Source organism: Micromonospora sp. NPDC023633 (assembly GCF_040640035.1).
Lineage (GTDB): Bacteria > Actinomycetota > Actinomycetes > Mycobacteriales > Micromonosporaceae > Micromonospora.
In genome coordinates, this window is record NZ_JBFABB010000116.1 from 1 (window position 1) to 21489 (window position 21489).

Annotated in this window: 21 protein-coding genes and 1 pseudogene; 12 read left to right on the top strand and 10 right to left on the bottom strand. The window is 74.8% G+C overall.

Features of this window, described 5'->3' with window-relative positions; genetic code table 11:
- A pseudogene (locus AB0G13_RS27560) lies at nucleotides 1-580 on the bottom strand (peptidase C39 family protein); the annotation flags it as partial.
- Between the two features lie 149 nt (nucleotides 581-729).
- Between AB0G13_RS27560 and AB0G13_RS27565 the strand changes: the two are divergent.
- The 4 genes from AB0G13_RS27565 (at nucleotide 730) to AB0G13_RS27580 (ending at nucleotide 3710) form a co-directional block, all read left to right on the top strand.
- Nucleotides 730-1398, top strand: coding sequence for a response regulator transcription factor (locus AB0G13_RS27565; RefSeq protein ID WP_357880120.1), 669 nt, complete (start codon nucleotides 730-732; stop codon nucleotides 1396-1398).
- A 192-nt stretch (nucleotides 1399-1590) separates the two neighbouring features.
- A complete protein-coding gene (locus AB0G13_RS27570; RefSeq protein WP_357880180.1) occupies nucleotides 1591-2757 on the top strand; it encodes a HAMP domain-containing sensor histidine kinase in 1167 nt (388 codons plus the stop codon).
- A gap of 162 nt (nucleotides 2758-2919) precedes the next feature.
- Nucleotides 2920-3327, top strand: a complete 408-nt coding sequence (locus AB0G13_RS27575; protein WP_357880123.1) for a VOC family protein — start codon at nucleotides 2920-2922, stop codon at nucleotides 3325-3327.
- Entirely contained in the window at nucleotides 3324-3710 is a 387-nt protein-coding gene (locus AB0G13_RS27580; RefSeq protein WP_357880126.1) for a VOC family protein, read from the top strand. The genes AB0G13_RS27575 and AB0G13_RS27580 overlap by 4 nt, the downstream gene beginning before the upstream one ends.
- Nucleotides 3711-3764: 54 nt before the next feature.
- Here AB0G13_RS27580 and AB0G13_RS27585 read toward each other — a convergent pair whose 3' ends face one another.
- From AB0G13_RS27585 to AB0G13_RS27605, 5 genes are all read right to left on the bottom strand, one after another.
- Nucleotides 3765-4547, bottom strand: a complete 783-nt coding sequence (locus AB0G13_RS27585) for a hypothetical protein (protein ID WP_357880129.1) — start codon at nucleotides 4545-4547, stop codon at nucleotides 3765-3767.
- 85 nt (nucleotides 4548-4632) lie between these two features.
- The gene (locus AB0G13_RS27590) at nucleotides 4633-5757 is read right to left on the bottom strand and encodes a hypothetical protein (protein ID WP_357880132.1); all 1125 of its coding nucleotides are present in this window, start codon (nucleotides 5755-5757) and stop codon (nucleotides 4633-4635) included.
- A 159-nt stretch (nucleotides 5758-5916) separates the two neighbouring features.
- Entirely contained in the window at nucleotides 5917-7986 is a 2070-nt protein-coding gene (locus tag AB0G13_RS27595) for a 3-hydroxyacyl-CoA dehydrogenase NAD-binding domain-containing protein (RefSeq protein ID WP_357880135.1), read from the bottom strand.
- Nucleotides 7983-9203 carry a thiolase family protein gene (locus tag AB0G13_RS27600; RefSeq protein ID WP_357880139.1) on the bottom strand — a complete coding sequence of 407 codons (1221 nt, stop codon included), beginning with the start codon at nucleotides 9201-9203 and terminating at the stop codon, nucleotides 7983-7985. The genes AB0G13_RS27595 and AB0G13_RS27600 overlap by 4 nt, the downstream gene beginning before the upstream one ends.
- Nucleotides 9204-9358: 155 nt before the next feature.
- Nucleotides 9359-10690, bottom strand: a complete 1332-nt coding sequence (locus AB0G13_RS27605; RefSeq protein WP_357880142.1) for a ribonuclease D — start codon at nucleotides 10688-10690, stop codon at nucleotides 9359-9361.
- A gap of 209 nt (nucleotides 10691-10899) precedes the next feature.
- Between AB0G13_RS27605 and AB0G13_RS27610 the strand changes: the two genes are divergently transcribed.
- Complete coding sequence (locus AB0G13_RS27610) at nucleotides 10900-12123, top strand: trypsin-like peptidase domain-containing protein (protein WP_357880144.1); 1224 nt, start codon at nucleotides 10900-10902, stop codon at nucleotides 12121-12123.
- Between the two features lie 73 nt (nucleotides 12124-12196).
- On the top strand, nucleotides 12197-13102 hold the full coding sequence (locus AB0G13_RS27615; protein ID WP_357880146.1) for a hypothetical protein: 906 nt from the start codon (nucleotides 12197-12199) through the stop codon (nucleotides 13100-13102).
- A gap of 17 nt (nucleotides 13103-13119) precedes the next feature.
- Here AB0G13_RS27615 and AB0G13_RS27620 read toward each other — a convergent pair whose 3' ends face one another.
- Nucleotides 13120-13692 carry a DUF3000 domain-containing protein gene (locus tag AB0G13_RS27620; RefSeq protein WP_357880149.1) on the bottom strand — a complete coding sequence of 191 codons (573 nt, stop codon included), beginning with the start codon at nucleotides 13690-13692 and terminating at the stop codon, nucleotides 13120-13122.
- Between the two features lie 183 nt (nucleotides 13693-13875).
- Between AB0G13_RS27620 and hemE the strand changes: the two genes are divergently transcribed.
- Genes hemE through hemQ form a run of 3 tightly spaced genes read left to right on the top strand, consistent with a single transcriptional unit; the run spans nucleotide 13876 to nucleotide 17086 of the window.
- Nucleotides 13876-14973: a uroporphyrinogen decarboxylase gene (gene hemE, locus AB0G13_RS27625; protein WP_357880152.1), complete on the top strand. Its 1098-nt coding sequence runs from the start codon at nucleotides 13876-13878 to the stop codon at nucleotides 14971-14973.
- 5 nt (nucleotides 14974-14978) lie between these two features.
- Entirely contained in the window at nucleotides 14979-16388 is a 1410-nt protein-coding gene (gene hemG, locus AB0G13_RS27630) for a protoporphyrinogen oxidase (RefSeq protein WP_357880155.1), read from the top strand.
- The gene (gene hemQ / locus AB0G13_RS27635) at nucleotides 16385-17086 is read left to right on the top strand and encodes a hydrogen peroxide-dependent heme synthase (RefSeq protein ID WP_357880158.1); all 702 of its coding nucleotides are present in this window, start codon (nucleotides 16385-16387) and stop codon (nucleotides 17084-17086) included. Before hemG ends, hemQ begins: the two co-directional genes overlap by 4 nt.
- Before the next feature lie 306 nt (nucleotides 17087-17392).
- On the opposite strand, the gene AB0G13_RS27640 is transcribed toward hemQ, so the two are convergent.
- From AB0G13_RS27640 to AB0G13_RS27650, 3 genes are all read right to left on the bottom strand, one after another.
- Nucleotides 17393-18466 carry a lytic polysaccharide monooxygenase gene (locus AB0G13_RS27640; protein ID WP_357880161.1) on the bottom strand — a complete coding sequence of 358 codons (1074 nt, stop codon included), beginning with the start codon at nucleotides 18464-18466 and terminating at the stop codon, nucleotides 17393-17395.
- 110 nt (nucleotides 18467-18576) lie between these two features.
- Nucleotides 18577-19035 carry a GNAT family N-acetyltransferase gene (locus tag AB0G13_RS27645; protein ID WP_357880164.1) on the bottom strand — a complete coding sequence of 153 codons (459 nt, stop codon included), beginning with the start codon at nucleotides 19033-19035 and terminating at the stop codon, nucleotides 18577-18579.
- 73 nt (nucleotides 19036-19108) lie between these two features.
- On the bottom strand, nucleotides 19109-19369 hold the full coding sequence (locus tag AB0G13_RS27650; protein ID WP_357880167.1) for a Prokaryotic metallothionein: 261 nt from the start codon (nucleotides 19367-19369) through the stop codon (nucleotides 19109-19111).
- 161 nt (nucleotides 19370-19530) lie between these two features.
- Here AB0G13_RS27650 and AB0G13_RS27655 point away from each other — a divergent pair, with 161 nt between their 5' ends.
- The 3 genes from AB0G13_RS27655 (at nucleotide 19531) to AB0G13_RS27665 (ending at nucleotide 21322) form a co-directional block, all read left to right on the top strand.
- On the top strand, nucleotides 19531-19806 hold the full coding sequence (locus AB0G13_RS27655; protein WP_357880171.1) for an isoamylase early set domain-containing protein: 276 nt from the start codon (nucleotides 19531-19533) through the stop codon (nucleotides 19804-19806).
- A gap of 121 nt (nucleotides 19807-19927) precedes the next feature.
- Entirely contained in the window at nucleotides 19928-20671 is a 744-nt protein-coding gene (locus AB0G13_RS27660; protein WP_357880174.1) for a lytic polysaccharide monooxygenase, read from the top strand.
- Between the two features lie 66 nt (nucleotides 20672-20737).
- Complete coding sequence (locus AB0G13_RS27665; RefSeq protein ID WP_357880177.1) at nucleotides 20738-21322, top strand: DUF305 domain-containing protein; 585 nt, start codon at nucleotides 20738-20740, stop codon at nucleotides 21320-21322.
- Nucleotides 21323-21489: the final 167 nt, after the last annotated feature.

Sequence of the window (21489 nt, forward strand, 5' to 3'; positions counted from 1 at the left end):
CGGGCCCGACGACCGGGTCGGGCCCGGCCGACGCCGTCGGGCGCGGGCCGGCGGCGACCGCCCCGACCGCGCGCAGCACCGGCGTCGCGTCGGCGTCCTCCGGCCGGAGCAGGGTGACCCGGGCCTGCCAGCCGGTGACCGTCGCGCCCGTCACCACCAGGGTGTCCGTGTCCACCCGGGCGTCGGCGTCGTGCTGCCCGGGCACGGACGTCCGGCGGAACGCGTGGTCGTCGGCCGCCCAGTCGGCGAGGACGTACCACCCGGTCGACGGGGCGTCGTCGTGCCAGCCCCGCAGCTCCACGCGCAGCCAGCAGTCGCCGGGGGTGTCGCCGGTCCACGAGGGCACCACGTCGCGCACGGCGAAGCCGACCGGCACGGGCGGGGACGTCCAGCTGCCGGCCGCGTACCGGCGGGTGCGGCCGTCGGCGTCGGTGTGGTCGAGCCGGTCGACCGGGTCGGCCAGTTCGAGACCCCGCCCGCCGGCGCGCAGCCCGGACAGGCTGCCCAGCCCGGCGTCGCCCGGCAGGCGGAAGCCCCGGTAGGTGACGTCCCGCCGCATCGTCGGCGCCGCGTCGGTCATGCGTCTCCCCGTCCGTCGCGAAGGTTGATGCCGGAAGCATCGCGTACGACGAAGGTTTTCTGCAACGGGGTCGACCCGGGACGGCGGGTGCGGCCCGGTTTGGCGGCCGGCACTAGGTTGTGGGTGGTCAGGGGCGCGAGGAGGCCGGAATGCGGGTACTGGTGGTCGAGGACGAGCGCAACCTCGCCGACGCGATCGCGCGGGGGCTGCGCAAGCGGGGCATGGCGGTGGACGTCGCCTACGACGGCGACAGCGGCCACGAGATGGCGTTCGTCACCCGGTACGACGTGGTGGTGCTGGACCGGGACCTGCCCGGCGTGCACGGTGACCAGATCTGCGCCGAGCTGGCCGCCTCCGGCACCCTCACCCGGGTGCTGATGCTGACCGCCAGCGGCACCGTCGCCGACCGGGTGGAGGGGTTGCAGCTCGGCGCGGACGACTACCTGCCGAAGCCGTTCGCCTTCGACGAACTGGTCGCCCGGGTGCAGGCGCTCGGCCGCCGGGCCACCCCCGCCGCGCCGCCGGTGCTCGAACTCGCCGACCTCGTCCTCGACCCGGCCCGCCGGGTCGCCACCCGGAGCGGCCAGCCGGTCGACCTGACCAACAAGGAGTTCGGCGTGCTCTGCGAGCTGCTCAAGGCGCGCGGCGCGGTGGTCTCCAGCGAGGAGTTGCTGGAACGGGTCTGGGACGCCAACACCGATCCGTTCACCACGATCGTCCGGGTCACCGTCATGACGTTGCGCAAGAAGCTCGGCGACCCGCCGCTGATCGAGACGGTGGTCGGCGCGGGTTACCGCACGGCGGAGGCGTCGGCATGAGCGCGAGGAGTGAGCCGGGTTTGCGAGCCCCGCAGTCGCGAATGAAGGTGGCACGGTGAGCGCGAGGAGTGAGCCGGGTTTGCGAGCCCCGCAGTCGCGAATGAAGGTGGCACGGTGAGCGCGAGGAGTGAGCCGGCCCTGCGGCCCGCGCAGTCGCGAACGAAGGCGGACGCCACGACGCGGCGGGCCCGGCTGCGGCCCACGCTGCGGCTGCGGCTGACCCTGCTCAACGGCGTGCTGCTGGTCGGCGCGGGCGCGATCCTGGTGCTGCTGGCCTGGCTGCTGGTCCGCGACGCGCTGCGCCCGACCGACGAGCTGCTGCCCGGCACCACGGTGGTGCTGGCCGACGGCCGGTCGCTGGACGCCGCGCAGTGGCAGCGCCAACTGGTCGACGCCGCCAGCGCGGAGCTGCTGGCCAAGGGCCTGGTGGCGCTGCTGGCGATCAGCGTGGTCGGGGTGGCCGGCGCGTACGCGGTGGCCGGCCGGGCGCTGCGCCCGCTGCACCAGGTCACCGCCACCGCCCGCCGGCTCGGCGAGACCACCCTGGACCAGCGGATCGGCTACTCGGGCGCCGACGACGAGGTGGCCGAGCTGGCGGCGACCTTCGACGAGATGCTGGACCGGATCGCCGCCGCGTTCGAGGCGCAGAAGCGCTTCGTGGCCAACGCCTCGCACGAGCTGCGGACCCCGCTCGCGGTGATGCGCACCGAGATCGACGTGACGCTCAGCGACGACGAGGCGGACGCCGCCGAGTACCGCCGGATGGCCACCGTCGTCCGGGACGCCTCCGAGCGGGCCAACGGGCTGGTCGACGCCCTGCTGGTGCTCGCCCGCAGCGAGGCCCAGGCGGGCCGCCGCCTCGGCCGCCGCACCGAGTGCGACCTCGCCGCCGGCACCGCCAACGCCCTGTCGGCGGTACGCCGGGAGGTGGAGCGGATCAAGCTGCGGGTGCAGACCTCGCTGGAGTCCGCGCCGGTCGTCGGCGACCCCGGGCTGCTCGACCGGCTGGCCGGCAACCTGATCGAGAACGCGATCCGCTACAACCACCTGCACGGTCGGCTCTGGGTGCGCACCGGCTCGGACGGGTGCCGGTCCTGGCTGGTGGTGGGCAACACCGGTTTCGAGGTGGACCAGGCCGACGTGCCGGGCCTGTTCGAGCCGTTCCGGCGCGGCGGCCGGGAGCGTACCGGCGCGCGCGGCTCGGGCCTCGGGCTCTCCATCGTCCGGGCGGTCTGCGACGCGCACGGCGGCACGGTGAAGGTGATCGCCCAGTCCGGTGGCGGGCTGGAGGTCACGGTGACCCTGCCGGCGGCGGAGGCCGCCCCGGCGGTCACCGCCGAACCGGCCGCCCGGCGGTGACGGGCGGGGGTTGCGGGGAGGGCTGGCCTGATGGAAGGATCATGGGGTCAGCTCGAGGACCGGAGGGGGGTGCGTCGATGTCCACCGTCATGATCTCCGCGCCCCGTCTCGCCGGCTGACCCTCACGCACGCGGGGCGCCTCCATCCTCAGCGGAGGAACCTGTGTATCCACGGATCCACAACATCAGTTTCGACTGTCACGACACCTACGCCCTCGCCGGCTTCTGGTCGGCGGTGCTCGGGTACGCCCGGCACGCCGACGACGCCCCGGGCGACCCGGAGGCGGCGCTGCTGCCCCCGGACGGTGCCACCCCGAACGTCTTCTTCCAGCGGGTCCCCGAGGCCAGGACGGTCAAGAACCGGGTGCACGTCTGCCTCCAACCGGCCGGTCGGACCCGGGAGCAGGAGGTCGAGCGGGTGCTCGGCCTCGGCGCGGTCCTGGTGAGCGATCGCCGGCGCGCCGACGGTACGGGCTGGGTGGTGCTCGCCGACCCGGAGGGCAACGAGTTCTGCGTCCTGCGCGGCGCGGCGGAGAGGGCGGGTACGACCATCGAGGAGGAACACCCGTGAGCGCACGGATCCACAACATCTGCATCGACTGCCGCGACACGTACGCGCTGGCCGGCTTCTGGGCGCAGGTCTTCGACTGCCCCCGCCAGCCGGACGACTTCCCCGGCGACTCGGAGGCCATGCTGCTGCCCCCGGGCGGCCCGGAGGTGCTCTTCGTGGCGGTGCCGGAGGGCAAGGAGGTGAAGAACCGTCTCCACCTCGACCTGGAGCCTGCGGACCGGACCCGGGACGAGGAGGTGGCGCGCCTGGTGGGCATCGGTGCCACCCAGGTCGCCGACCAGCGCCGCGCCGACGGCTCGGGCTGGGTGGTGCTCGCCGACCCGGAGGGCAACGAGTTCTGCGTACTGCGCAGCGCCGCCGAGCGGGCCGCCACGGCGGGTTGACGCGAAGGGGCCCGTCCACCGTCGTGGGCGGGCCCCCGCGCACCGCCGTACGGGTCAGGACTTCTGCTCGACCTGCCCCCGGATGGTGGCGAACTCGGCGTGGGCCTGCTGGCCCGTCTTGAAGTAGATGATGACCATGCCGACGCTGCCCTTGTCGCTCCACACGCAGACGCCCAGCGGCACGTCCCGCGCCTTGGCGTCGCCGCACTTGGCCTCGCCACCGAGCGGGCCCGGATCCACGGAGCTCATCTCGCCCAGTCGCACGTCGCTGGTGCGCGCGCCCCTGATGGTGTCCTCGAGCGCCCTGGCCGGGTCCGGGTTCAGGCCGGACGCGGCGGCGATCATCACGAGGTCCTTGTCGGCGGGGGTGCCGTAGAACTCGCCGACGGTGCTGGTGGCGCCGGGGATCGTCTTGTTGAGTTCCGCCTCGAGTTGCCGGGCGCCGGCCTGGAGGGTCGGGTCGGTCGCCTTGGGTCGTCCGGCGAGGGTCGCCGGCGCGACGACCCGGATCCGGGTGGCGTCGACGGTCTCCTTGACCTCGTCCTTGACGGCGAAGGCGACGATCGCCGCGCCGCCCAGGCAGAGCACGAGCACCACCGCGAGCGAGATCAGGACGATCCTGCCGGCGCTGGACTTCCGCGCGACCGGCGGGCCGCCGTACGGCGCCCCCGGGACGCCCCCGGCCGGCGGCCCGTACCCGCCGGCCTGGGGCGGTGGCCCGTACCCGCCGGCCTGCGGCGGGGGTCCGTACCCGCCGGCCTGGGGCGGCGGGTACGAGCCGTACGGGCCGCCGCCGTCGGGCGGCGGCGGGTAGGAGTTGGCGGGCGGGTAGGACATCGGTCGGCTCCCGGTCTGCGCGAGGGGAAATGTTGTTCGGTGCCGCCCGGCGCCCCACGCGGTCGTGGACGGCGACGCGTACCGGTCAGTACTTCTGCTCGATCTGGCCGCGGATGGCGACGAACTCCGCCGCCGAGGCGGCCGCGGAGGAGAAGAACATCACGATCATCCCGACGCTGCCGTGGTCGGCCCACGCGCAGACGCCCAGGGGCACGCCCGCCGACTCGCCGTCGCCGCACTTGGCCAGGCCGCCCTGCGGTCCCGGGGCGATGGTGGTCATCTTCGTGACGGCGAGCTCCTTGGAGATGCCCTTGATCGCGTCGTCGAGCTCCCCCTCGGGATTGAGCACGAAGGTGGAGGCGGCGATCACCATGACCATGTTCCGCTCGTCGGCGCTGCCGTAGAAGGCACCGGCGACGCCGGTCTCGCCGCGCACCGAGGTCCGCAGCTCGCGGACCATGTCGTCGGCCGCCTTCCGCAGGGTCGGCTCGGTGCTCTTGGGGCGGCCCGCGAGCGTCTCCGGCGTGACGACCCGGATCTGCGGGGCGGCACTGGGCTCGGCGGACGGGGTGGCCTCGGACGACGGGGCGGCGCTCGGCGTGGCGCTCGACGGTGCCGCGGTCGGGGACGCGGTCGGGGTGGGCCGGGGGTCGGCGCCCTGGTCGCCCTCGTAGGCGAGGTAGGCGATGCCGCCCCCGCCGAGGCAGAGCACCAGCAGCCCGACGAGGCCCAGGCTCAGGACCAGCTGGTGCGGCCGCGCCGGGCGGCCCGCGCCGGGGGAGGGCGGCGGGTAGCCGGCGTACGGACTGGTGGGGAACCCGCCCTGCGGTGTGGCGGGATACCCGCCGTAGGGCTGGGTGGGGTACGGCTGGGCCGGCGGGGGGCCGGGGTGCGGCTGGGCCGTAGGCCCCGGGTGCGGCTGGGCCGACGTGGGCCCCGGGTACGGCTGGGCCGAGGTGGGCCCCGGGTACGGCTGCGCCGAGGTGGGCCCCGGGTACGGCTGCGCCGAGGTGGGCCCGGGGTACGGCTGGGGCCCGGGCCAGCCGCCGTCCGCTGGCTGCTGCCCGCCCGGCGGCGGCTGCCCGCCCGGCGGGGACCCCCAGCCGACGCTGGGCGGTGCCGGGTAGCCGTCCTGTCGCGGCGGGTGGAAGTCGTAGTGCGTGTCGTTCTCCGGCTGCCCGGACCAGGGATCGACCGGCGGTTGGGACATGATCAGCTCCAGGCGAGGGTGCGAACGGGTGATCGTAGCCAGCCACGGCACGGTACCGCTGTCCCGATCCCGACCGTATCGGCCGCAACGACGATCGCGGTGGCCACCACCATCCAAGCTGGACGGGGCAACCACCGCGAACGCGGGGGGCGGGTTGGATCAGGCGGGCAGGCTGGCCACCTTGTGCGGCAGGAACCGCCGGCCGGTGACCCGCTCGGAGGTGCCGGTCCGGTCCAGGTACGGCGTGACGCCGCCCAGGTGGAACGGCCAACCCGCGCCGAGGATCATGCACAGGTCGATGTCCTGCGCCTCGGCGACGACGCCCTCGTCGAGCATGAGCCGGATCTCCTGCGCCAGCGCGTCGAGCGCGTTCTGGCGCACCTGCTCGGCGGTGAGCGGCTGGTCGCCGACCACGAGCAGCTTGGCCACCTCGTCGTTGATCTGGTCGTCGACGACGATCGGCTGACCGGAGTCGGCGATCCGCTTGAGGTTCTCGCTGACGCCGAAGCGGTCCGGGAACGCGGCGTGCAGGGTGCCGCCCACGTGGTACGCCACGGCCGGCCCGACGAGTTGGAGCAGGGCGAGCGGGCGCATCGGCAGGCCCAGCGGGTCCAGCGCGGCGTTCGCCACGTCCAGCGGGGTGCCCGCGTCCACGGCGGCGAAGACGGTGCCGAGGAAGCGGGTGAGCAGCCGGTTGACCACGAACGCCGGGGCGTCGGAGACCAGCACGGAGGACTTCTTCAGCTGCTTGCCGACCGCGAACGCGGTGGCCAGCGTGGCGTCGTCGGTCCGCTCGCCCCGGACGATCTCCAGCAGCGGCAGCACCGCGACCGGGTTGAAGAAGTGGAAGCCGACCACCCGCTCGGGGTGCTCCAGCTCCTCGGCCATCGCGGTGATCGACAGGGAGGAGGTGTTGGTGGCCAGCACCGCCTCCGGCTTGACGATCTTCTCCAGCTCGGCCCAGACCTGCTTCTTGACGCCGAGATCCTCGAAGACGGCCTCGATGACGAAGTCGGCGTCGGCGAAGACGCCCTTGTCGACCGAGCCGCTGACCAGGCCGTACAGCTTGGCGGCCGTGCCCTTGTCCATCCGGCCCTTGCTGACGGCCTTCTCGATCTGGGTGTGCACGTAGCCGACGCCCTTGTCGACCCGGGCCTGGTCCAGGTCGGTCATGACGACCGGCACCTGGAGGCGGCGGGCGAAGAGCAGGGCGAGCTGGCTGGCCATCAGGCCGGCGCCGACGATGCCCACCTTGGTGACCGGCCGGGCCAGGCCCTTGTCCGGCGCGCCGGCCGGCCGCTTGGCCCGCCGCTGCACCAGGTCGAACGCGTAGAGGCCGCTGCGCAGCTCCTCGGAGAAGACCAGGTCGGCGAGGGCCTCGTCCTCGGCGGCGGTGCCGGTGGCGAAGTCGGCGTCCTTCGCCGTCTCCAGCAGGTCCAGCGCCTTGTACGCGGCCGGGACCGCGCCGTGCAGCCGCGCGTCGAGGGTCTGCCGGGCGAAGTAGAGCACGCCCGCCCACATGTCCTTGTCGACCTCGGGCCGGGTCACGGTGACCTCGCCCCGGACGACGCCGGCGGCCCACTCCAGGGACCGCTCCAGGAAGTCCGCCGGCTCCAGCAGCACGTCCGCGATGCCCATCTCGGCGGCCTGCTTCGGCTTGAGCATCTTGTTCTGCATCAGCGGGTTCTGGATGATCACCTGGGTCGCCGCCGGGATGCCGATCAGGTTCGGCAGCAGCTGGGTGCCGCCCCAGCCGGGGACCAGGCCGAGGGAGACCTCGGGCAGGGCCAGCGCCGCCGCGCCGCCGGAGAGCGTCCGGTAGTGGCAGTGCAGGGCCAGCTCCAGGCCGCCGCCCATGGCCGCGCCGTTGACGAAGGCGAAGGTCGGGACCTCGCTGTCCCTGAGCCGGGCGAACACCCGGTGGCCGAGCCGGCCGATCTCCAGGGCCTGCTCGCGGTCGGCGAGCTGCGGCAGGCTGGTGATGTCCGCGCCCACGCAGAAGACGTACGGCTTGCCGGTGACCGCGACGAACGCCGGGTCGGCGGCCAGGGCGGCGGTGATCGCCTCGTCCAGGCTGGTCAGGCCGCCCGGGCCGAAGCTGTTCGGCTTGGTGTGGTCGAAGCCGTTGTCCAGGGTGATCAGAGCGGCCGGCCGGTCCAGCCCCGGTACGTTCACCTGGCGCAGCAGCGCCCTGGTGACGACCTCGTTCGGTGCGGCGAGCGCGCTCACTTGTTGCCCTCCCCCTGAGCCGGCTTGCCGGACTCCGTCCAGTGCGGGTTCTCCCAGATGACCGTGCCGCCCATGCCGATGCCGATGCACATGGCGGTGACGCCGTAGCGGACCTCGGGGTGCTCGGCGAACTGCCGGGCCAGCTGGGTCATCAGCCGGACGCCCGAGGAGGCGAGCGGGTGACCGATGGCGATCGCGCCGCCCCACGGGTTGACCCGCGGGTCGTCGTCGGCGATGCCGAAGTGGTCGAGGAAGGCGAGCACCTGCACGGCGAACGCCTCGTTCAGCTCGAACAGGCCGATGTCGTCGATGGTCAGGCCGGCGAGGCGCAGCGCCTTCTCGGTCGACGGGATCGGACCGACGCCCATCACCTCGGGCTCGACGCCGACGAAGCCGAACGACACCAGCCGCATGGCGATCGGCAGGCCCAGCTCGCGGGCGACGTCCTCGGAGGCGAGCAGGCTGGCGGTCGCGCCGTCGTTCAGGCCGGCCGCGTTGCCCGCGGTGACCTTGCCGTGCGGGCGGAACGGGGTCTTCAGGGTGGCGAGCTTCTCCAGCGAGGTGTCCCGGGGAGCCTCGTCGACCGTGGCCAGGCCCCAGGCGTTCTCCTCGTCGCGGACCCCCACGGACACCAGGTCGTCCTGGAGCTTGCCGTTGGCGTACGCCTTGGCGGTCTTCTGCTGCGAGGCGAGCGCGAACGCGTCGGTGCGCTGCTTGGTGATGTGCGGGACCCGGTCGTGCAGGTTCTCCGCGGTCGCACCCATGACCAGCGCGGACGGGTCGACCAGCTTCTCGGCGACGATCCGCGGGTTCGGGTTGACGCCCTCGCCCATCGGGTGGCGGCCCATGTGCTCGACGCCGCCGGCGATGGCCACGTCGTAGGCGCCCATGGCGATGCCGCTGGCGACGGTGGTCACCGCGGTCATGGCGCCAGCGCACATCCGGTCGATCGCGAAGCCGGGAACGGTCTTGGGTAGGCCCGCCAGCAGGGCGGCGGTCCGGCCGATGGTCAGGCCCTGGTCGCCGATCTGGGTGGTGGCGGCGATCGCGACCTCCTCGACCCGCTCCGGCGGCAGCTGCGGGTTACGGCGCAGCAGCTCGCGGATGCAGCGGATCACCAGGTCGTCGGCGCGGGTGTTGGCGTACATGCCACCCGCCTTGCCGAACGGGGTACGGACGCCGTCGACGAAGACGACATCCCGAACTTCACGGGGCACTTGAGCCTCCTCTTCGACCTGATCCGGCCTCGGCGCCGGCAGGCGGCACTACGGACCGGACGAAGGTCGCCGGCACGGGCGTGTTCCTCCGGATGCTACTCGTCAGTAACCATCGCTGGCACCCACCCCCGTGTGGCCCACCCCACACCGTCGGGTCAGGCGGCGGCGGGGGGTGGATCGGTGAGGGCCTCCGCGAGGGCGGGGAGGAGCAGGCTGATCTGCCACTCGCGGGCGTTGAGGCCCCGCAGCGTCTCCGCGACGGCGGCCTCCGTGACCTCCTCCGGCGGCACCCAGGCCAGCCGGCGGACCGAGTCGGGGGCGATCAGGTTCTCCGGCGGCAGGTGGTGCGCGCCGGCGATCCGGACCACCACCTCCCGGCAGCGGGCCAGCCGGGCCGCCGCCACCGGGTCCCGCTCGGCCCAGCGGTGCGGCGGCGGGGGCCCCTCGACCGTCGGGGCGACCGGCAGCGCGTCGTCGGGCAGTTGCCGCGCGTCGTCCAGCGCGGCCAGCCAGGTGCGGGCCAGCCGGCGCACCGAGCGGCCACCGAAGCCGGGCAGGGTGAGCAGGGTCTTCTCGTCCTTCGGATCCAGCTCCGCCGCCGCGACGATGGCCGAATCCGGCAGCACCCGCCCGGGGGCGGCGTCCCGCCGGGCGGCGATCTGGTCCCGCGCGTACCAGAGGGCACGGACGCGGGCCTGGGCCCGCGCCCCGCGGAGGCGGTGGATGCCGGAGGTGCGGCGCCACGGCTCGGCCCGGACCCGGGGCGGGCGGGCGCCGGTGCGCACCAGCGCGGCGAACTCCTCCGCCGCCCACGCGGACTTGCCCTGCCGGGTCAGTTCCTCGTCGAGCGCGTCGCGCAGGTCGACGAGCATCTCCACGTCGAGCGCGGCGTAGGTCAGCCAGGACTCCGGCAGCGGGCGGCTCGACCAGTCGGCCGCCGAGTGGTGCTTCTCCAGGCTGAACCCGAGTAGCTGCTCGGTCAGCGCGGCCAGGCCGACCCGCTCGAATCCGGCCAGCCGGGCGGCCAGTTCGGTGTCGAACAGCCGGCGCGGGCGCAGGCCCACCTCGGCCAGGCAGGGCAGGTCCTGGCTGGCGGCGTGGAGCACCCACTCGGCCTCGCCGATCACCGTGTCGAGGGCGCTCAGGTCGGGCAGCGGCAGCGGGTCGATCAGCGCCGTGCCGGAGCCGGCCCGGCGCAGCTGCACCAGGTAGGCGCGCTGGCTGTAGCGGTAGCCCGAGGCGCGTTCCGCGTCCAGGGCGACGGGGCCGGTGCCCGCCGCGAAGCGGGCCACGACGTCGGCCAGCTCGTCGGGTGTGGCGGCCGGCTGGGGCGTGCCCTCACGCGGGGCGGTCAGCGGAACGGGCCCGTCGGCGGTCGGTTCGGTCCCCGCGGCCTCCGGCTCCGGTCGGGCCGACGGCGGGTGGTGCGCATCGTTTCCCGTACGGCTTTCGGCGGGCCGACGGCGCAGGGGTGGTTCGTCGGTCACCTGACAACCCTAGTGGGCGACGCGACGCGGTGGGTGAAGCCGGTCCGGTGTGTGTCGGCCGCCGACCGCCGGATGTCCTGCCGGAAGGCGGACATAGGGGAAGACAAAGGCCGTTGACGCAGGTACGGTCCATCGGGCCGTTGCGCGGGTACGGCATCATCAGGGTCCCGTGAACGGAGCGGGGCGTCTACGGGGAGGGCAAGGCGATCATGACTGCTGGCTACGGGTCGGCGGACAGGGGCCCGGCGGGACCGGGCGACGGCGGGTTCCCGCCGGGGACGACCCGGCCCGGGCCACTACCGCCCCGGATCGAGCCGGTCGCCACCGCGTATCCGCCGCCGGGTGCCCCCGGGCAGCCCCCGTCCGCCCGGCCCGCCTGGTCGCCGCCGGCGCAGCCGGGCCAGTGGGGCGCAGCCCCGGCCGGCGCGCCCGCCCCGGCCGCCCCGCCCGCCGCCGGCGGCTGGGGGCACGGCGGCTCGCCGTCCACCGCCGCCCCGGGCCCGTCGACGCCGCCGCCCGGGGTCACCCCGGGGTCCGGCTGGCCCCCCGCGTCCGGGTCGACGCCGCCGGGCGCCACCGGCCAGCCGCCCGCCCACGGCCACCCCCAGGGCCCCGGGCCAGGCCAGCCGCACCCCGTCGGGCCCGCCCCGGCGACGAAGGGGCGCGGGCTCACCATCACCGCGCTCGTGCTCGCCGGCCTGCTGGCCGTGGTGACGGGCGTGCAGGCGTACCAGATCAACCGGCTCTCGAACCGGCTGGGCGACACCGACAGCCGGGTGGCGGCGGCGCAGGCGGCCGACGGCACCCGGCTCGACGGCCTGGAGTCCCGGGCGGGGGCGCTGGAGAAGCAGGCCGGCGCCGCGTTCAACCCGGAGGCCGTGGCCAGCGCCGTGCTGCCCAGCGTGTTCCGGGTCCGGGCCGGCAACTCCACCGGCACCGCGTTCGCGATCGGCAAACCGGCCGCGGGCGGGGGCACCAACCTGTTCACCAACTACCACGTGGTGGACGCGCTCTGGCAGACCGGCGAGCGGGAGGTCTTCCTGGAGCGCGCCGACCAGCGCTTCCCGGCGACCATCGTGCGCGTCGACGAGGCGAACGACGTCGCCCACCTGCGGACCAACGGCAAGTTCACCGGCCTGGTCGCCGCGCCCGCCGCGGTGAAGTCCGGGCAGCAGATCGTGGTCGTCGGCGCCCCGCTCGGCCTGGAGGACAGCGTCACCACCGGCGTGGTGAGCGCCTTCCGCGAGGCCGGCGGCGGCGAGGGCCCGGTCATCCAGTTCGACGCCCCGATCAACCCCGGCAACTCGGGCGGCCCGGTGATCAACGGCAGCAAGCAGGTCGTCGGCATCGCCACCGCCAAGGCCCGCAACGCCGAGGGGATCGGCCTCGCCGTACCGATCAAGGTCGCCTGCAACGGTTTCAAGATCTGCTGACCCCGGAAACGCCCAACCCCCTTCGGCCCGGCGGAGCCTGCCGCCCGGCCAGCACACGTGGAGGAAGAACGAGATGTCCCAGCCACCGACCGGGCCGGAGGGCTACCCGCCGTACCCGCCGACCGCGCCCGGTCAGCCGCCGTCGGGCGGCGCCCCGCACGGCACCACCTACGGCAGCCCGCGCCAGTACACGCCCGAACAGCCGGACGCCGGCCAGCAGTACGCTCCGGCCCCGCAGCAGTACAACCCGGCCCCGTCCGCCGGCTACCCGCAGTCCGCGCCGCCGGCCGGGCCCTCCGGTTACCCGCAGTCCGCGCCGCCGGCCGGGCCCTCCGGTTACCCGCAGTCCGCGCCGCCCGCCTCGCCCGGCTACACCCCGGGCAGCGCCTCGCCCGGCTACACCCCCGGCGGCGCGTCGCCCCACGGCGGCCAGGTCTCCGGCGGGCCGGCCTTCGGGCAGCCGATGTCGGTGCCCCCGGCCTCCTCCGGACCGGCGTACGGGCAGCCGATGTCCGCCCCGCCCGGCTCCGCCCCGCCCTTCGGCGCCCCCGCGCCGGGCGGCCCCCGCAAGAGCCACAAGGTGCTGGTCCTGGCCGTCGTGGCCGGGCTGCTCTTCGTCCTGGGCGGGGTGATGACCGGCCTGTTCGTGTCGACCAACAACGAGCTGGCCCGGACCGAGAAGAAGATGGCCAGCGAGGTCAGCCAGCGCGACGGCACCATCGCGGCGAACGGCAAGGAGATCGAGAAGCTCAAGACCGACCTCCAGGCGGTCCGGGACAAGCTCGGCGACACCGAGCAGGACCTCACCGGCACCCGCAACGACCGGGACGAGCAGGCCCGGCAGAAGAAGGTCATCGCCAGCTGCCTCGACAAGCTGACCACCGCGCTCGCCGCGGCGGCCAACGGCAACAAGGCGGCCTACGACCGGGCCATCCAGGGCATGGACAAGGTCTGCAACGAGGCCGAGAAGTATCTGTGAGGTGACCCGTCGCGGGGTCAGGCCGCGCCGGCGGGGCGACGCTCCGGCAGCGCGGTCACCCCGGGCGGGGGCAGCCCGGCGGTCGAGGCCAGCAGCGCGCACCAGGCCAGCAGGTGCGGGCCGAGGTCGTCGTCGACCGGCGTCCAGGAGGCGCGGATCTCGATGTCGCCCGCCGCGGGCGGCCCGGCCAGGTCACCGAACCGGGTCGACATGGTCTGGGTGATCGTGCCGCCGATCGCCCGGTGCTCCGCGTCCTGCGCCTCCAGGGCGTCCGTCAGCCACGTCCAGCCCACCCCCGGCAGCAGCGGGTCGGCGGCCAGGTCGACCTCCAGCTCCGCCGTCACGTAGGTGACCAGCCGCAGGGTGCCCTGCCATGCCTCGTGGCCGGCCGGGTCGTGCAGCAGGATCAGCCGCCCGGAGGCCACCTCCTCGCCGTCGCGCAGGACGGTGGCGGAGAGCGCGAAGGCGTACGGGGCGAGTCGCTGCGGCGCGCCGACCTCCTCCAGCACGATCTCCGGCCGGGGCGCCGCGGACCGCAGCCCGGTGACCGCGCGGGCGAAGGTCTCCGGGAGCGCGATCGGGGGGGCCATGCCGGCAGCCTATGCCGCCGGCCGGCCCCCCGCCCGAGAGGCGCGCCGAGGCCGCCCCCGCCGCGACGGCGCCACCGCCCCGGACGGCGCCCCGCAGGCGCCCGCTCCCCACCGGGCTGACCGGGGTCACAAAAGGCGGCGCTGCCCGCTGCCGCTCGCGTCCCGCGTGGCACGATGGCCGCGATGACCACCACGCCGACGGGCGCCGACGCCCGAGACGAAGACCCCCGCCCCGGCGGACCGGCCGACTCGCCCTTCGTCCGGGCCTGCCGGCGCCAGCGCGGCCCGCACACCCCCGTCTGGTTCATGCGTCAGGCCGGCCGGTCGCTGCCGGAATACCGCGAGATCCGGGCCAACGTGGCGATGCTGGAGTCCTGCCGCCGCCCCGACCTGGTCACCGAGATCACCCTCCAGCCGGTACGCCGGCACGGGGTGGACGCCGCGATCCTGTTCAGCGACATCGTGGTGCCGGTCGCCGCCGCCGGGGTGGACCTGGACATCGTGCCCGGCACGGGCCCGGTGGTCGCCGAGCCCGTGCGCACCCTGCCCGACGTGGAACGGATCCGGCCGATCACCCGCGACGACGTCTCCTATGTGGACGAGGCGGTCCGGATGCTCGTCGCCGAGCTGGGCGACACCCCGCTGATCGGCTTCGCCGGCGCGCCGTTCACCCTGGCCAGCTACCTGGTCGAGGGCGGCCCGTCGCGTACCCACGCGAAGACCAAGGCCCTCATGTATGGCCAGCCTGAGCTGTGGCACGCGCTCTGCGGCCGGCTGGCCGAGGTGACGCTCGAGTTCCTGCGGATCCAGGTGGCCGCCGGGGTCTCCGCGGTGCAGCTCTTCGACTCGTGGGCCGGCGCGCTGTCGGAGGCCGACTACCGCCGCTTCGTGCTGCCGCACTCGGCGGGCGTGCTGGCCGGGCTGGCCGACGCGGGCGTGCCCCGGATCCACTTCGGGGTGGGCACCGGCGAGCTGCTCGGTGCGATGGGCGAGGCCGGCGCCGACGTGGTCGGCGTCGACTGGCGTACGCCGCTGGACGCGGCGTCCCGGCGGATCGGGCCGGACCGGGCGGTGCAGGGCAACCTCGACCCGTGCGTGCTGCTCGCGCCGTGGCCGGTCGTCGAGGGCGAGGTGCGGCGGATCGTGGAGCAGGGCCGGGCCGCCCCCGGGCACGTGTTCAACCTGGGGCACGGCGTGCTGCCGGAGACCGATCCCGGCGTGCTGACCCGGGTGGTGGCACTGGTGCACGAGCTGTCCGCCGAGCCGGCCGACCGGGGCTGAGCGACATGCGGGCGCCGTGGCGGGTGGCGGTGGTCGGCGGCGGGATCGCCGGGCTGGCCGCCGCGGTCCGGCTGCGCGACCGGGCCCCCGCGGGCACCGAGATCACGGTGTACGAGCAGTCCGGTGCGCTCGGTGGCAAGCTGCGCACCGGCGAGTTGGCCGGCTCGACGGTGGAGTTCGGCGCCGAGTCGTTCCTGATGCGTGACCCGGCCGGGGGCGAGTCCGCCGCCGTGGCCCTCGTCCGCCGGCTCGGCCTGGGCGGGCGGATCGTGCACCCCACGGTCGGGCAGGCCGCGCTCGTCGTCGACGGCGGGCTGCGCCCGATCCCGGGCGGCACGCTGGTCGGCGTACCCGGGGACCTGGAGCGCGTGGCCACGGTCGCGCGCCCGGCGGCGGACGCCGACGTCGACGCCGGCCGCCCGCTGCTCGGCGCGCAGGACGACGTCTCCGTCGGCGCGCTGGTCCGGGCCAGGTTCGGCGACGAGGTGGTCGACCGGCTGGTCGACCCGATGCTCGGCGGCGTCTACGCCGGCCGGGCCGACGACCTCTCCCTGGCCACCACCATGCCCGCGCTGGCTCGGGCCGCCCGGGTGGAGCACACCCTGGTGGGCGCGGTCCGCGCCGCGCAGGCCGCGGCCCCCCGTGCGCCGGGGGCGCCGGTCTTCGGGACCCTGGCCGGCGGGCTCGGCACGCTGGTCGAGGCCGCGGCGGCGGCCAGCGGGGCGACGATCCGGCGGGGCGCGGCGGTACGCGAGCTGATCCCGACCGGGGCCGGGTGGCGGCTGACCGTCGGCCCCACCCGCGAGGCGGAGCTGGTCGACGTCGACGCCGTGGTGCTGGCCGTGCCGGCCCGCCCGGCGGCCCGGCTGCTCGCCGGCTGCGCCCCGGAGGCGGCGGAGGGCGTCGGCGGGCTGGACTACGCCAGCGTCGCGCTGGTCACCCTGGCGCTGCCCGAGCCGGAGCTGCCGGAGCTGTCCGGCTTCCTGGTACCGAGCACCGAGGGCCTGCTGATCAAGGCGTCGACCTTCTTCACCACCAAGTGGGGCCACCTGCGCCGCACCGACGGGCTGGCGCTGGTGCGCGCCTCCGTGGGCCGCTACGGCGAGGAACGGCAGGTGCAGCGCACCGACGAGGACCTGGCCGCCACCGTGCACCGGGAACTGTCGGCGGTGCTCGGCGTGCCGCTGCCCGCACCGGTCGCCGGCCACGTGCAGCGCTGGGGCGGGTCGCTGCCGCAGTACACCCCGGGTCACGCCGACCGGGTGGCCGCCGCGCGGGCGGCCCTGCGGGCGAGCCACCCGACGCTGGTCCTGGCCGGCGCCGGGTACGACGGGGTCGGCATCCCAATCTGCGTCCGCTCCGGCGAGACGGCGGCCGAGGAGATCATCACAGCACTGGGAGGATCGGGGACATGACCGAGCAGACCAACGCGGCCCGGCTGCGGGAGCTCAACGACAGCATCCGCTACACGATGTGGTCGGTGTACCGGGCCACCAGCCCGCTCCCGTCCTTGCGCGAGAACGTCACCGGCGAGGTCGAGGCGCTCTTCGCGGAGCTGGCGAGCAAGGACGTGGTCGTCCGCGGCACGTACGACGTCTCGGGGCTGCGCGCCGACGCCGACCTGATGATCTGGTGGCACTCCGCCTCGAGCGACGACCTCCAGGACGCGTACCTGCGGTTCCGCCGCACCACGCTGGGCCGGGCGCTCACGCCGGTCTGGTCGCAGATGGCCCTGCACCGGCCGGCGGAGTTCAACAAGAGCCACATCCCCGCGTTCCTCGCCGGCGAGGAGGCGCGCGCGTACGTCTGCGTCTACCCGTTCGTCCGCTCCTACGAGTGGTACCTGCTGCCGGACGCCGAGCGGCGCGAGCTGCTCGCCGAGCACGGCAAGATGGCCCGTGGCTACCCGGACGTGCGGGCCAACACGGTCGCCTCGTTCGCGCTCGGCGACTACGAGTGGATGCTCGCGTTCGAGGCCGACGAGCTGCACCGGATCGTCGACCTGATGCGCGACCTGCGGGGCTCCGGCGCCCGCCGGCACGTCCGGGAGGAGATCCCCTTCTACACCGGCCGCCGCCGCTCGGTCGCCGACATCGTCAACGGCCTCGTCTGACGCGCGGTCGCCCGCCGGACGCTTTACGCCGCCGGGGCGAGGCGGGCGGCGGTGGTTGGTGTGCCGGCCCTGTCGAGCTGCCCCGTGGGGTGGGGCGGTGGCCGGCCCGGTGGCGGTCTCACCGGTGGGGCGGTGGCCCGCCCGGCCCGGTGGCGGTCTCACCGGCGGAGGGGGCGGTGGCCCGCCCGGTGGTGGTCTCACCGGTGGGGCAGCTCGACAGCGACCTGATGATCCCGATGCGCGGGCCGGCCGGGGTCGCGCCCCGGAGGGATGGGGACGCGGCCCCGGCCGGGGCTCCGGTGCGGATCAGACGACGGTCGTGCAGGTGGGCGTCGGCGTGCTGTTGGTGCCGGACCACGAGCCGAGGAAGCCGAACGTGGTGCTCGCCCCGGGGGCCAGCGACCCGTTGTGGGCCGCGTTGCGGGCGACGATCCGAGTGCCGCTGGTGGTCACGGTCGCGTTCCAGGCCGACGTGACCTGCTGGCCGTCGGCGTAGGTCCAGGTCACGGACCAACCCTTGACGGCCCCGCCGCCGGCGGTCACCGTCACCTCACCCTGGAAGCCTCCGCCCCACTGCCCGGTGACCCGGTAGGTGGCCGTGCAGGCCCCGGCCGGCGGCGGGGTCGTCGGGGGCGGGGTGGTGGGCGGGGGAGTGCTCGGCGGCGGCGTCGTCGGTGGCGGGCTGGTCGGCCCGCCGGAGAAGTCGACGTCGCTGCACAGGTAGTACGACTGGTCCAGGTGGCTGGCCTGCCAGATGGTGTAGACGACGTGCCGCCCGGTCCGCCCCGGCGCGTTCGCCGGGATCTCGATGGAGACACCGTTGGGCTCCGGCTTCCACCCCGACGCCGGGGTGTTGCCGATCTGGCCGACCAGTTCCAGGTCGTCCCAGCCCAGCGGCTCGGTGAGCGCGTCGAAGCCCTGCTTCGTCACGTACACCCGGATGTAGTCGGCGCCGTGACTGGCCTGGTCGTACAGGCGGACCCGGAAGTTGCTGGAGACCGGGGCGGTCTTCCAGGCGCCGACCGTGTCGAGGGCGTCGTAGCGACCGCCCTCGGTCCGGCCGCCGGAGCAGAGCTGGCCGTTCGGGATGGCGGCCTGGTGGTTGCCGGCGACGCCCTCGCGGAACAGCCCGTTCCAGTTCCACATGGCGTTCGGGTTGGCCTGCCAGGCCTGCCAGCACATCGGGTCCTCGGTGGCCATCCGAGGATTCTGGAAGTCGCTGCCCCAGCGTTGCCAGCAGCCGTAGTTGCGTGACGCGGGGTCCACGACGGATCCGTGCGCCGACACCGGGTTGGCCAGGGCAGTGGTCAGCAGCAGCACGGCGGTCGCCGCGACGGCGAGCAGCCAGGCCAGGCGGGATGATCGAAGGTGAGTGGACATGGAGCCCCCGGGGGGAGAGGTCGGACGACGACGCCCGGACGGCCCGGGAGTTGCCCCTCCCGTGCGCGCTGCGTGGCTTCCGCGACGGCTCTGCCCGGAGGCTGTCACATTTATCGGCCTCGGTCAATGCCTTCCCGGCGCATCGGGGTGTGCGGGATGCCGTCCTCGACGTACTCGGGGCCGCTGACGGCGAAGCCGTGGCGGGCGTAGAGGCCGACCAGGTGGGACTGGGCCCCCAGCACGCAGGGGCGGTCGCCGACCAGCTCCAGCGCCGCGGCCAGCAGCCGGCCCGCGTGCCCGCCGCCGCGCGCCTCCGGCGCCACCACCACCCGCCCGATCCGCGCCACGCCGCCCGGGTCCGCGAGGATCCGCAGGTACGCCAGGGGTGCGCCGCCGTCGTCGAGCCAGAGGTGCCGGGTGCCCGGCTCGACGTCGCGCCCGTCGAGTTCCGGGTACGGGCACGCCTGCTCCACCACGAACACGTCGATCCGGAGCCGGAGCAGGTCGTGGAAGGTGCGGGCGTCGAGTTCGGCGAACGAGGCGGTCCTCGTCACGGGGGTCTGCGGCACCCCGCGATGGTAGGTCGTGCCCACCGGCCCGTCGGCCGCCGCCCCCGACCGCCGTCCGGCCCGGTCGCCGGCGTCAGGCGGGGCGGGCGCCGACCGCGTCGCGGATCTCGGCGCCCTGGGCGCCCTCCTCCGCGCGGGCGCAGTGCGCGCAGCAGAAGAACCGGCCGGACACCTCCACCCCGTGCCCGACGATCTTGACCTGGCAGTGCTCGCAGATGGGCGCCAACTTGTGCGCGGCGCACTCGAAGCAGTCGAAGGTGTGCACGTCGCCGCTGACGGTCCGCACCTCGAACGCCATCCAGTAGTCGTTACCGCAGACCTCGCACGTCGCCACGACAGAACCCCCCGAATACCGACACGTTTCCCCCAAGCCTGCGGCACCGGATCGCGCCGGGCGGGGGAAATCGCCCAGGTCACTCCGGCTGGGCGGCGTGTCGCCCCCGGCGTGTCGGGCGTTGTACCGGGTGACCGCGCACGACCCCGGAGGAACACGACATGATCAAGCGGAACAAGCTCTTCGGCAACCAGGTACGGGTCACCTTCAGCCTGCCCCGCGACACCCCGCCCGGCGCGGTCAGCGTGGTCGGCTCCTTCAACGGCTGGGAGCCGGGGCGGCACGAGCTGGTGCCCCGTCGTGACGGCACCCGGACAGTCACCGTGCGGCTCGGCCCGGGGGAGTGCCGCTTCCGCTACCTCGCCACCGGCGGGGTGTGGCTGGACGACGACTCCGCCGACCGGGTGGACGAGCGCGGCAGCCTGCTGCTGCTCTGACCGGTCACCCTGCGTGTTTGCCCCGGTCGATGCTTTTATCGACAGGAGTCTTTACTGTTAACAAGGTTTAATTTATGTTGGAGGGCATCTCACCAGGCCGAAGTCTGAAGGAGCTGCCACCATGCGCCGAAGAATCACCATCCCGCTCGTGGCGACGGGCGCCGTCGCCTCCGCACTGGCCGTCGCGGCGCCCGCCCAGGCCCACGGCTACGTGTCCGGCCCGCCGAGCCGCCAGGCGCTCTGCGCGCAGGGGCGGGTCCCCGACTGCGGGCAGATCAAGTACGAGCCGCAGAGCGTCGAGGGCCCCAAGGGGCTGCGCAGCTGCCATGCGGGGATCGCCCAGTTCGCCGTCCTCAACGACGACAGCCGGGGCTGGCCCGCCACGTCGGTGGGTAGCTCCGTCACCTTCACCTGGACCAACACCGCCCGGCACGCCACCAGCAACTGGGAGTACTTCATCGGCGGCACCCGGGTGGCCGTCTTCGACGGCGGCGGGCAGCAGCCCGGCGCCACCGTCTCGCACACCGTCAACCTGGGCAGCTACCCGGGACGGCAGAAGGTCCTCGCCGTGTGGAACATCGCGGACACCGCCAACGCCTTCTACTCCTGTGTCGACCTCCAGGTCGGCGGCGGCAACCCGTCGCCCACCCCGAGCCCGACGCCGCCGGCCCCGTCGCCCACGCCGACCCCCACCGCCGCCCCGACCACCCCGCCCGCGCCGGGCGGCACCTGGACGGCGGGTCGGGCGTACCAGATCGGTGACCAGGTCACCTACGGCGGCCTGACGTACCGCTGCCGGCAGCCGCACACCGCGATCCCCGGCTGGGAACCGCCGTACGTGCCGGCGCTCTGGACCCAGGTCTGACCGGACGGGTGCGGCCCGCCTCGGCGCCCGCCGCACCCGTCACCCCTTCCCGGATCGGAGTACGCCATGCGACGGCTGCCCACGGTCGCCATGCTCGCCGCCCTGCTGCTGGTGCCCGGCTGCGCCGCGCAGACCGCCCCGGCGTCGCCCGCCCCCGCGTCGCCGGGCACGGCCGCGACCGCCGGGGCCGAGATGAACGGCCTGGACGTGGTCTTCCTGGCCACGTTGGCGGCACACACCGAGCAGACGCTGGAGATGGTGCGGCTCGGTCGCGACCGGGTGACCGACCGGAAGCTGCGCACCCTGGTCGCCGCCATCGAAACCACCGAGTCCGACGAACTCGCCACGATGCGCGGCTGGCTGCGGGACGCCGGGCCGGCCGCCGCCGAGGCCGCCCGCCGGCACGACCACGGAGGGCACGGGACCGCCGCCGAGGACATGGCACGCCTGCGGACCGCCCCGGACGGGGAGGTCGACCGCGTCCTGCTCGAGCTGCTCGCTCCGCACCAGGACGCGGCGGCCGACCTGGCCCGGGCGCACCAGACGGTCGGCGCCGATCCGCGGGTACGCGCCTTCGCCCGGCGCGTCGAGCAGTCCCGTACGGCCGAGGTCTCGCTGATGGCCGGGCTGGCGGCGGGCCGGCGGGCCTGACCCCCGGGCGCGCCGCCGTCGGCCCGTGACCCGGCGGCCGGTCCGTCCCTGGGCCCCGACGCAGGCGGACGCCTCAGAGAGTGTTGGGTAACTGGAGGGCTACTTCTGGTTGAGTTCGTCGTCGAGGCGTCGGGCTGCTTCGGTTTCGATGGGGCCTTGCGGTTCGA

Excerpts from the sequence above, each read along its gene's own strand:
- AB0G13_RS27615 (WP_357880146.1), top strand. The coding sequence starts at position 12,197 with ATGTCCCAGCCACCGACCGGGCCGGAGGGCTACCCGCCGTACCCGCCG.
- AB0G13_RS27585 (WP_357880129.1), bottom strand. The coding sequence starts at position 4,547 with ATGTCCTACCCGCCCGCCAACTCCTACCCGCCGCCGCCCGACGGCGGC.
- AB0G13_RS27665 (WP_357880177.1), top strand. The coding sequence starts at position 20,738 with ATGCGACGGCTGCCCACGGTCGCCATGCTCGCCGCCCTGCTGCTGGTG.
- AB0G13_RS27590 (WP_357880132.1), bottom strand. The coding sequence starts at position 5,757 with ATGTCCCAACCGCCGGTCGATCCCTGGTCCGGGCAGCCGGAGAACGAC.
- hemG (WP_357880155.1), top strand. The coding sequence starts at position 14,979 with ATGCGGGCGCCGTGGCGGGTGGCGGTGGTCGGCGGCGGGATCGCCGGG.
- AB0G13_RS27655 (WP_357880171.1), top strand. The coding sequence starts at position 19,531 with ATGATCAAGCGGAACAAGCTCTTCGGCAACCAGGTACGGGTCACCTTC.
- AB0G13_RS27660 (WP_357880174.1), top strand. The coding sequence starts at position 19,928 with ATGCGCCGAAGAATCACCATCCCGCTCGTGGCGACGGGCGCCGTCGCC.
- hemQ (WP_357880158.1), top strand. The coding sequence starts at position 16,385 with ATGACCGAGCAGACCAACGCGGCCCGGCTGCGGGAGCTCAACGACAGC.
- AB0G13_RS27610 (WP_357880144.1), top strand. The coding sequence starts at position 10,900 with ATGACTGCTGGCTACGGGTCGGCGGACAGGGGCCCGGCGGGACCGGGC.
- AB0G13_RS27565 (WP_357880120.1), top strand. The coding sequence starts at position 730 with ATGCGGGTACTGGTGGTCGAGGACGAGCGCAACCTCGCCGACGCGATC.
- AB0G13_RS27620 (WP_357880149.1), bottom strand. The coding sequence starts at position 13,692 with ATGGCCCCCCCGATCGCGCTCCCGGAGACCTTCGCCCGCGCGGTCACC.
- AB0G13_RS27640 (WP_357880161.1), bottom strand. The coding sequence starts at position 18,466 with ATGTCCACTCACCTTCGATCATCCCGCCTGGCCTGGCTGCTCGCCGTC.
- hemE (WP_357880152.1), top strand. The coding sequence starts at position 13,876 with ATGACCACCACGCCGACGGGCGCCGACGCCCGAGACGAAGACCCCCGC.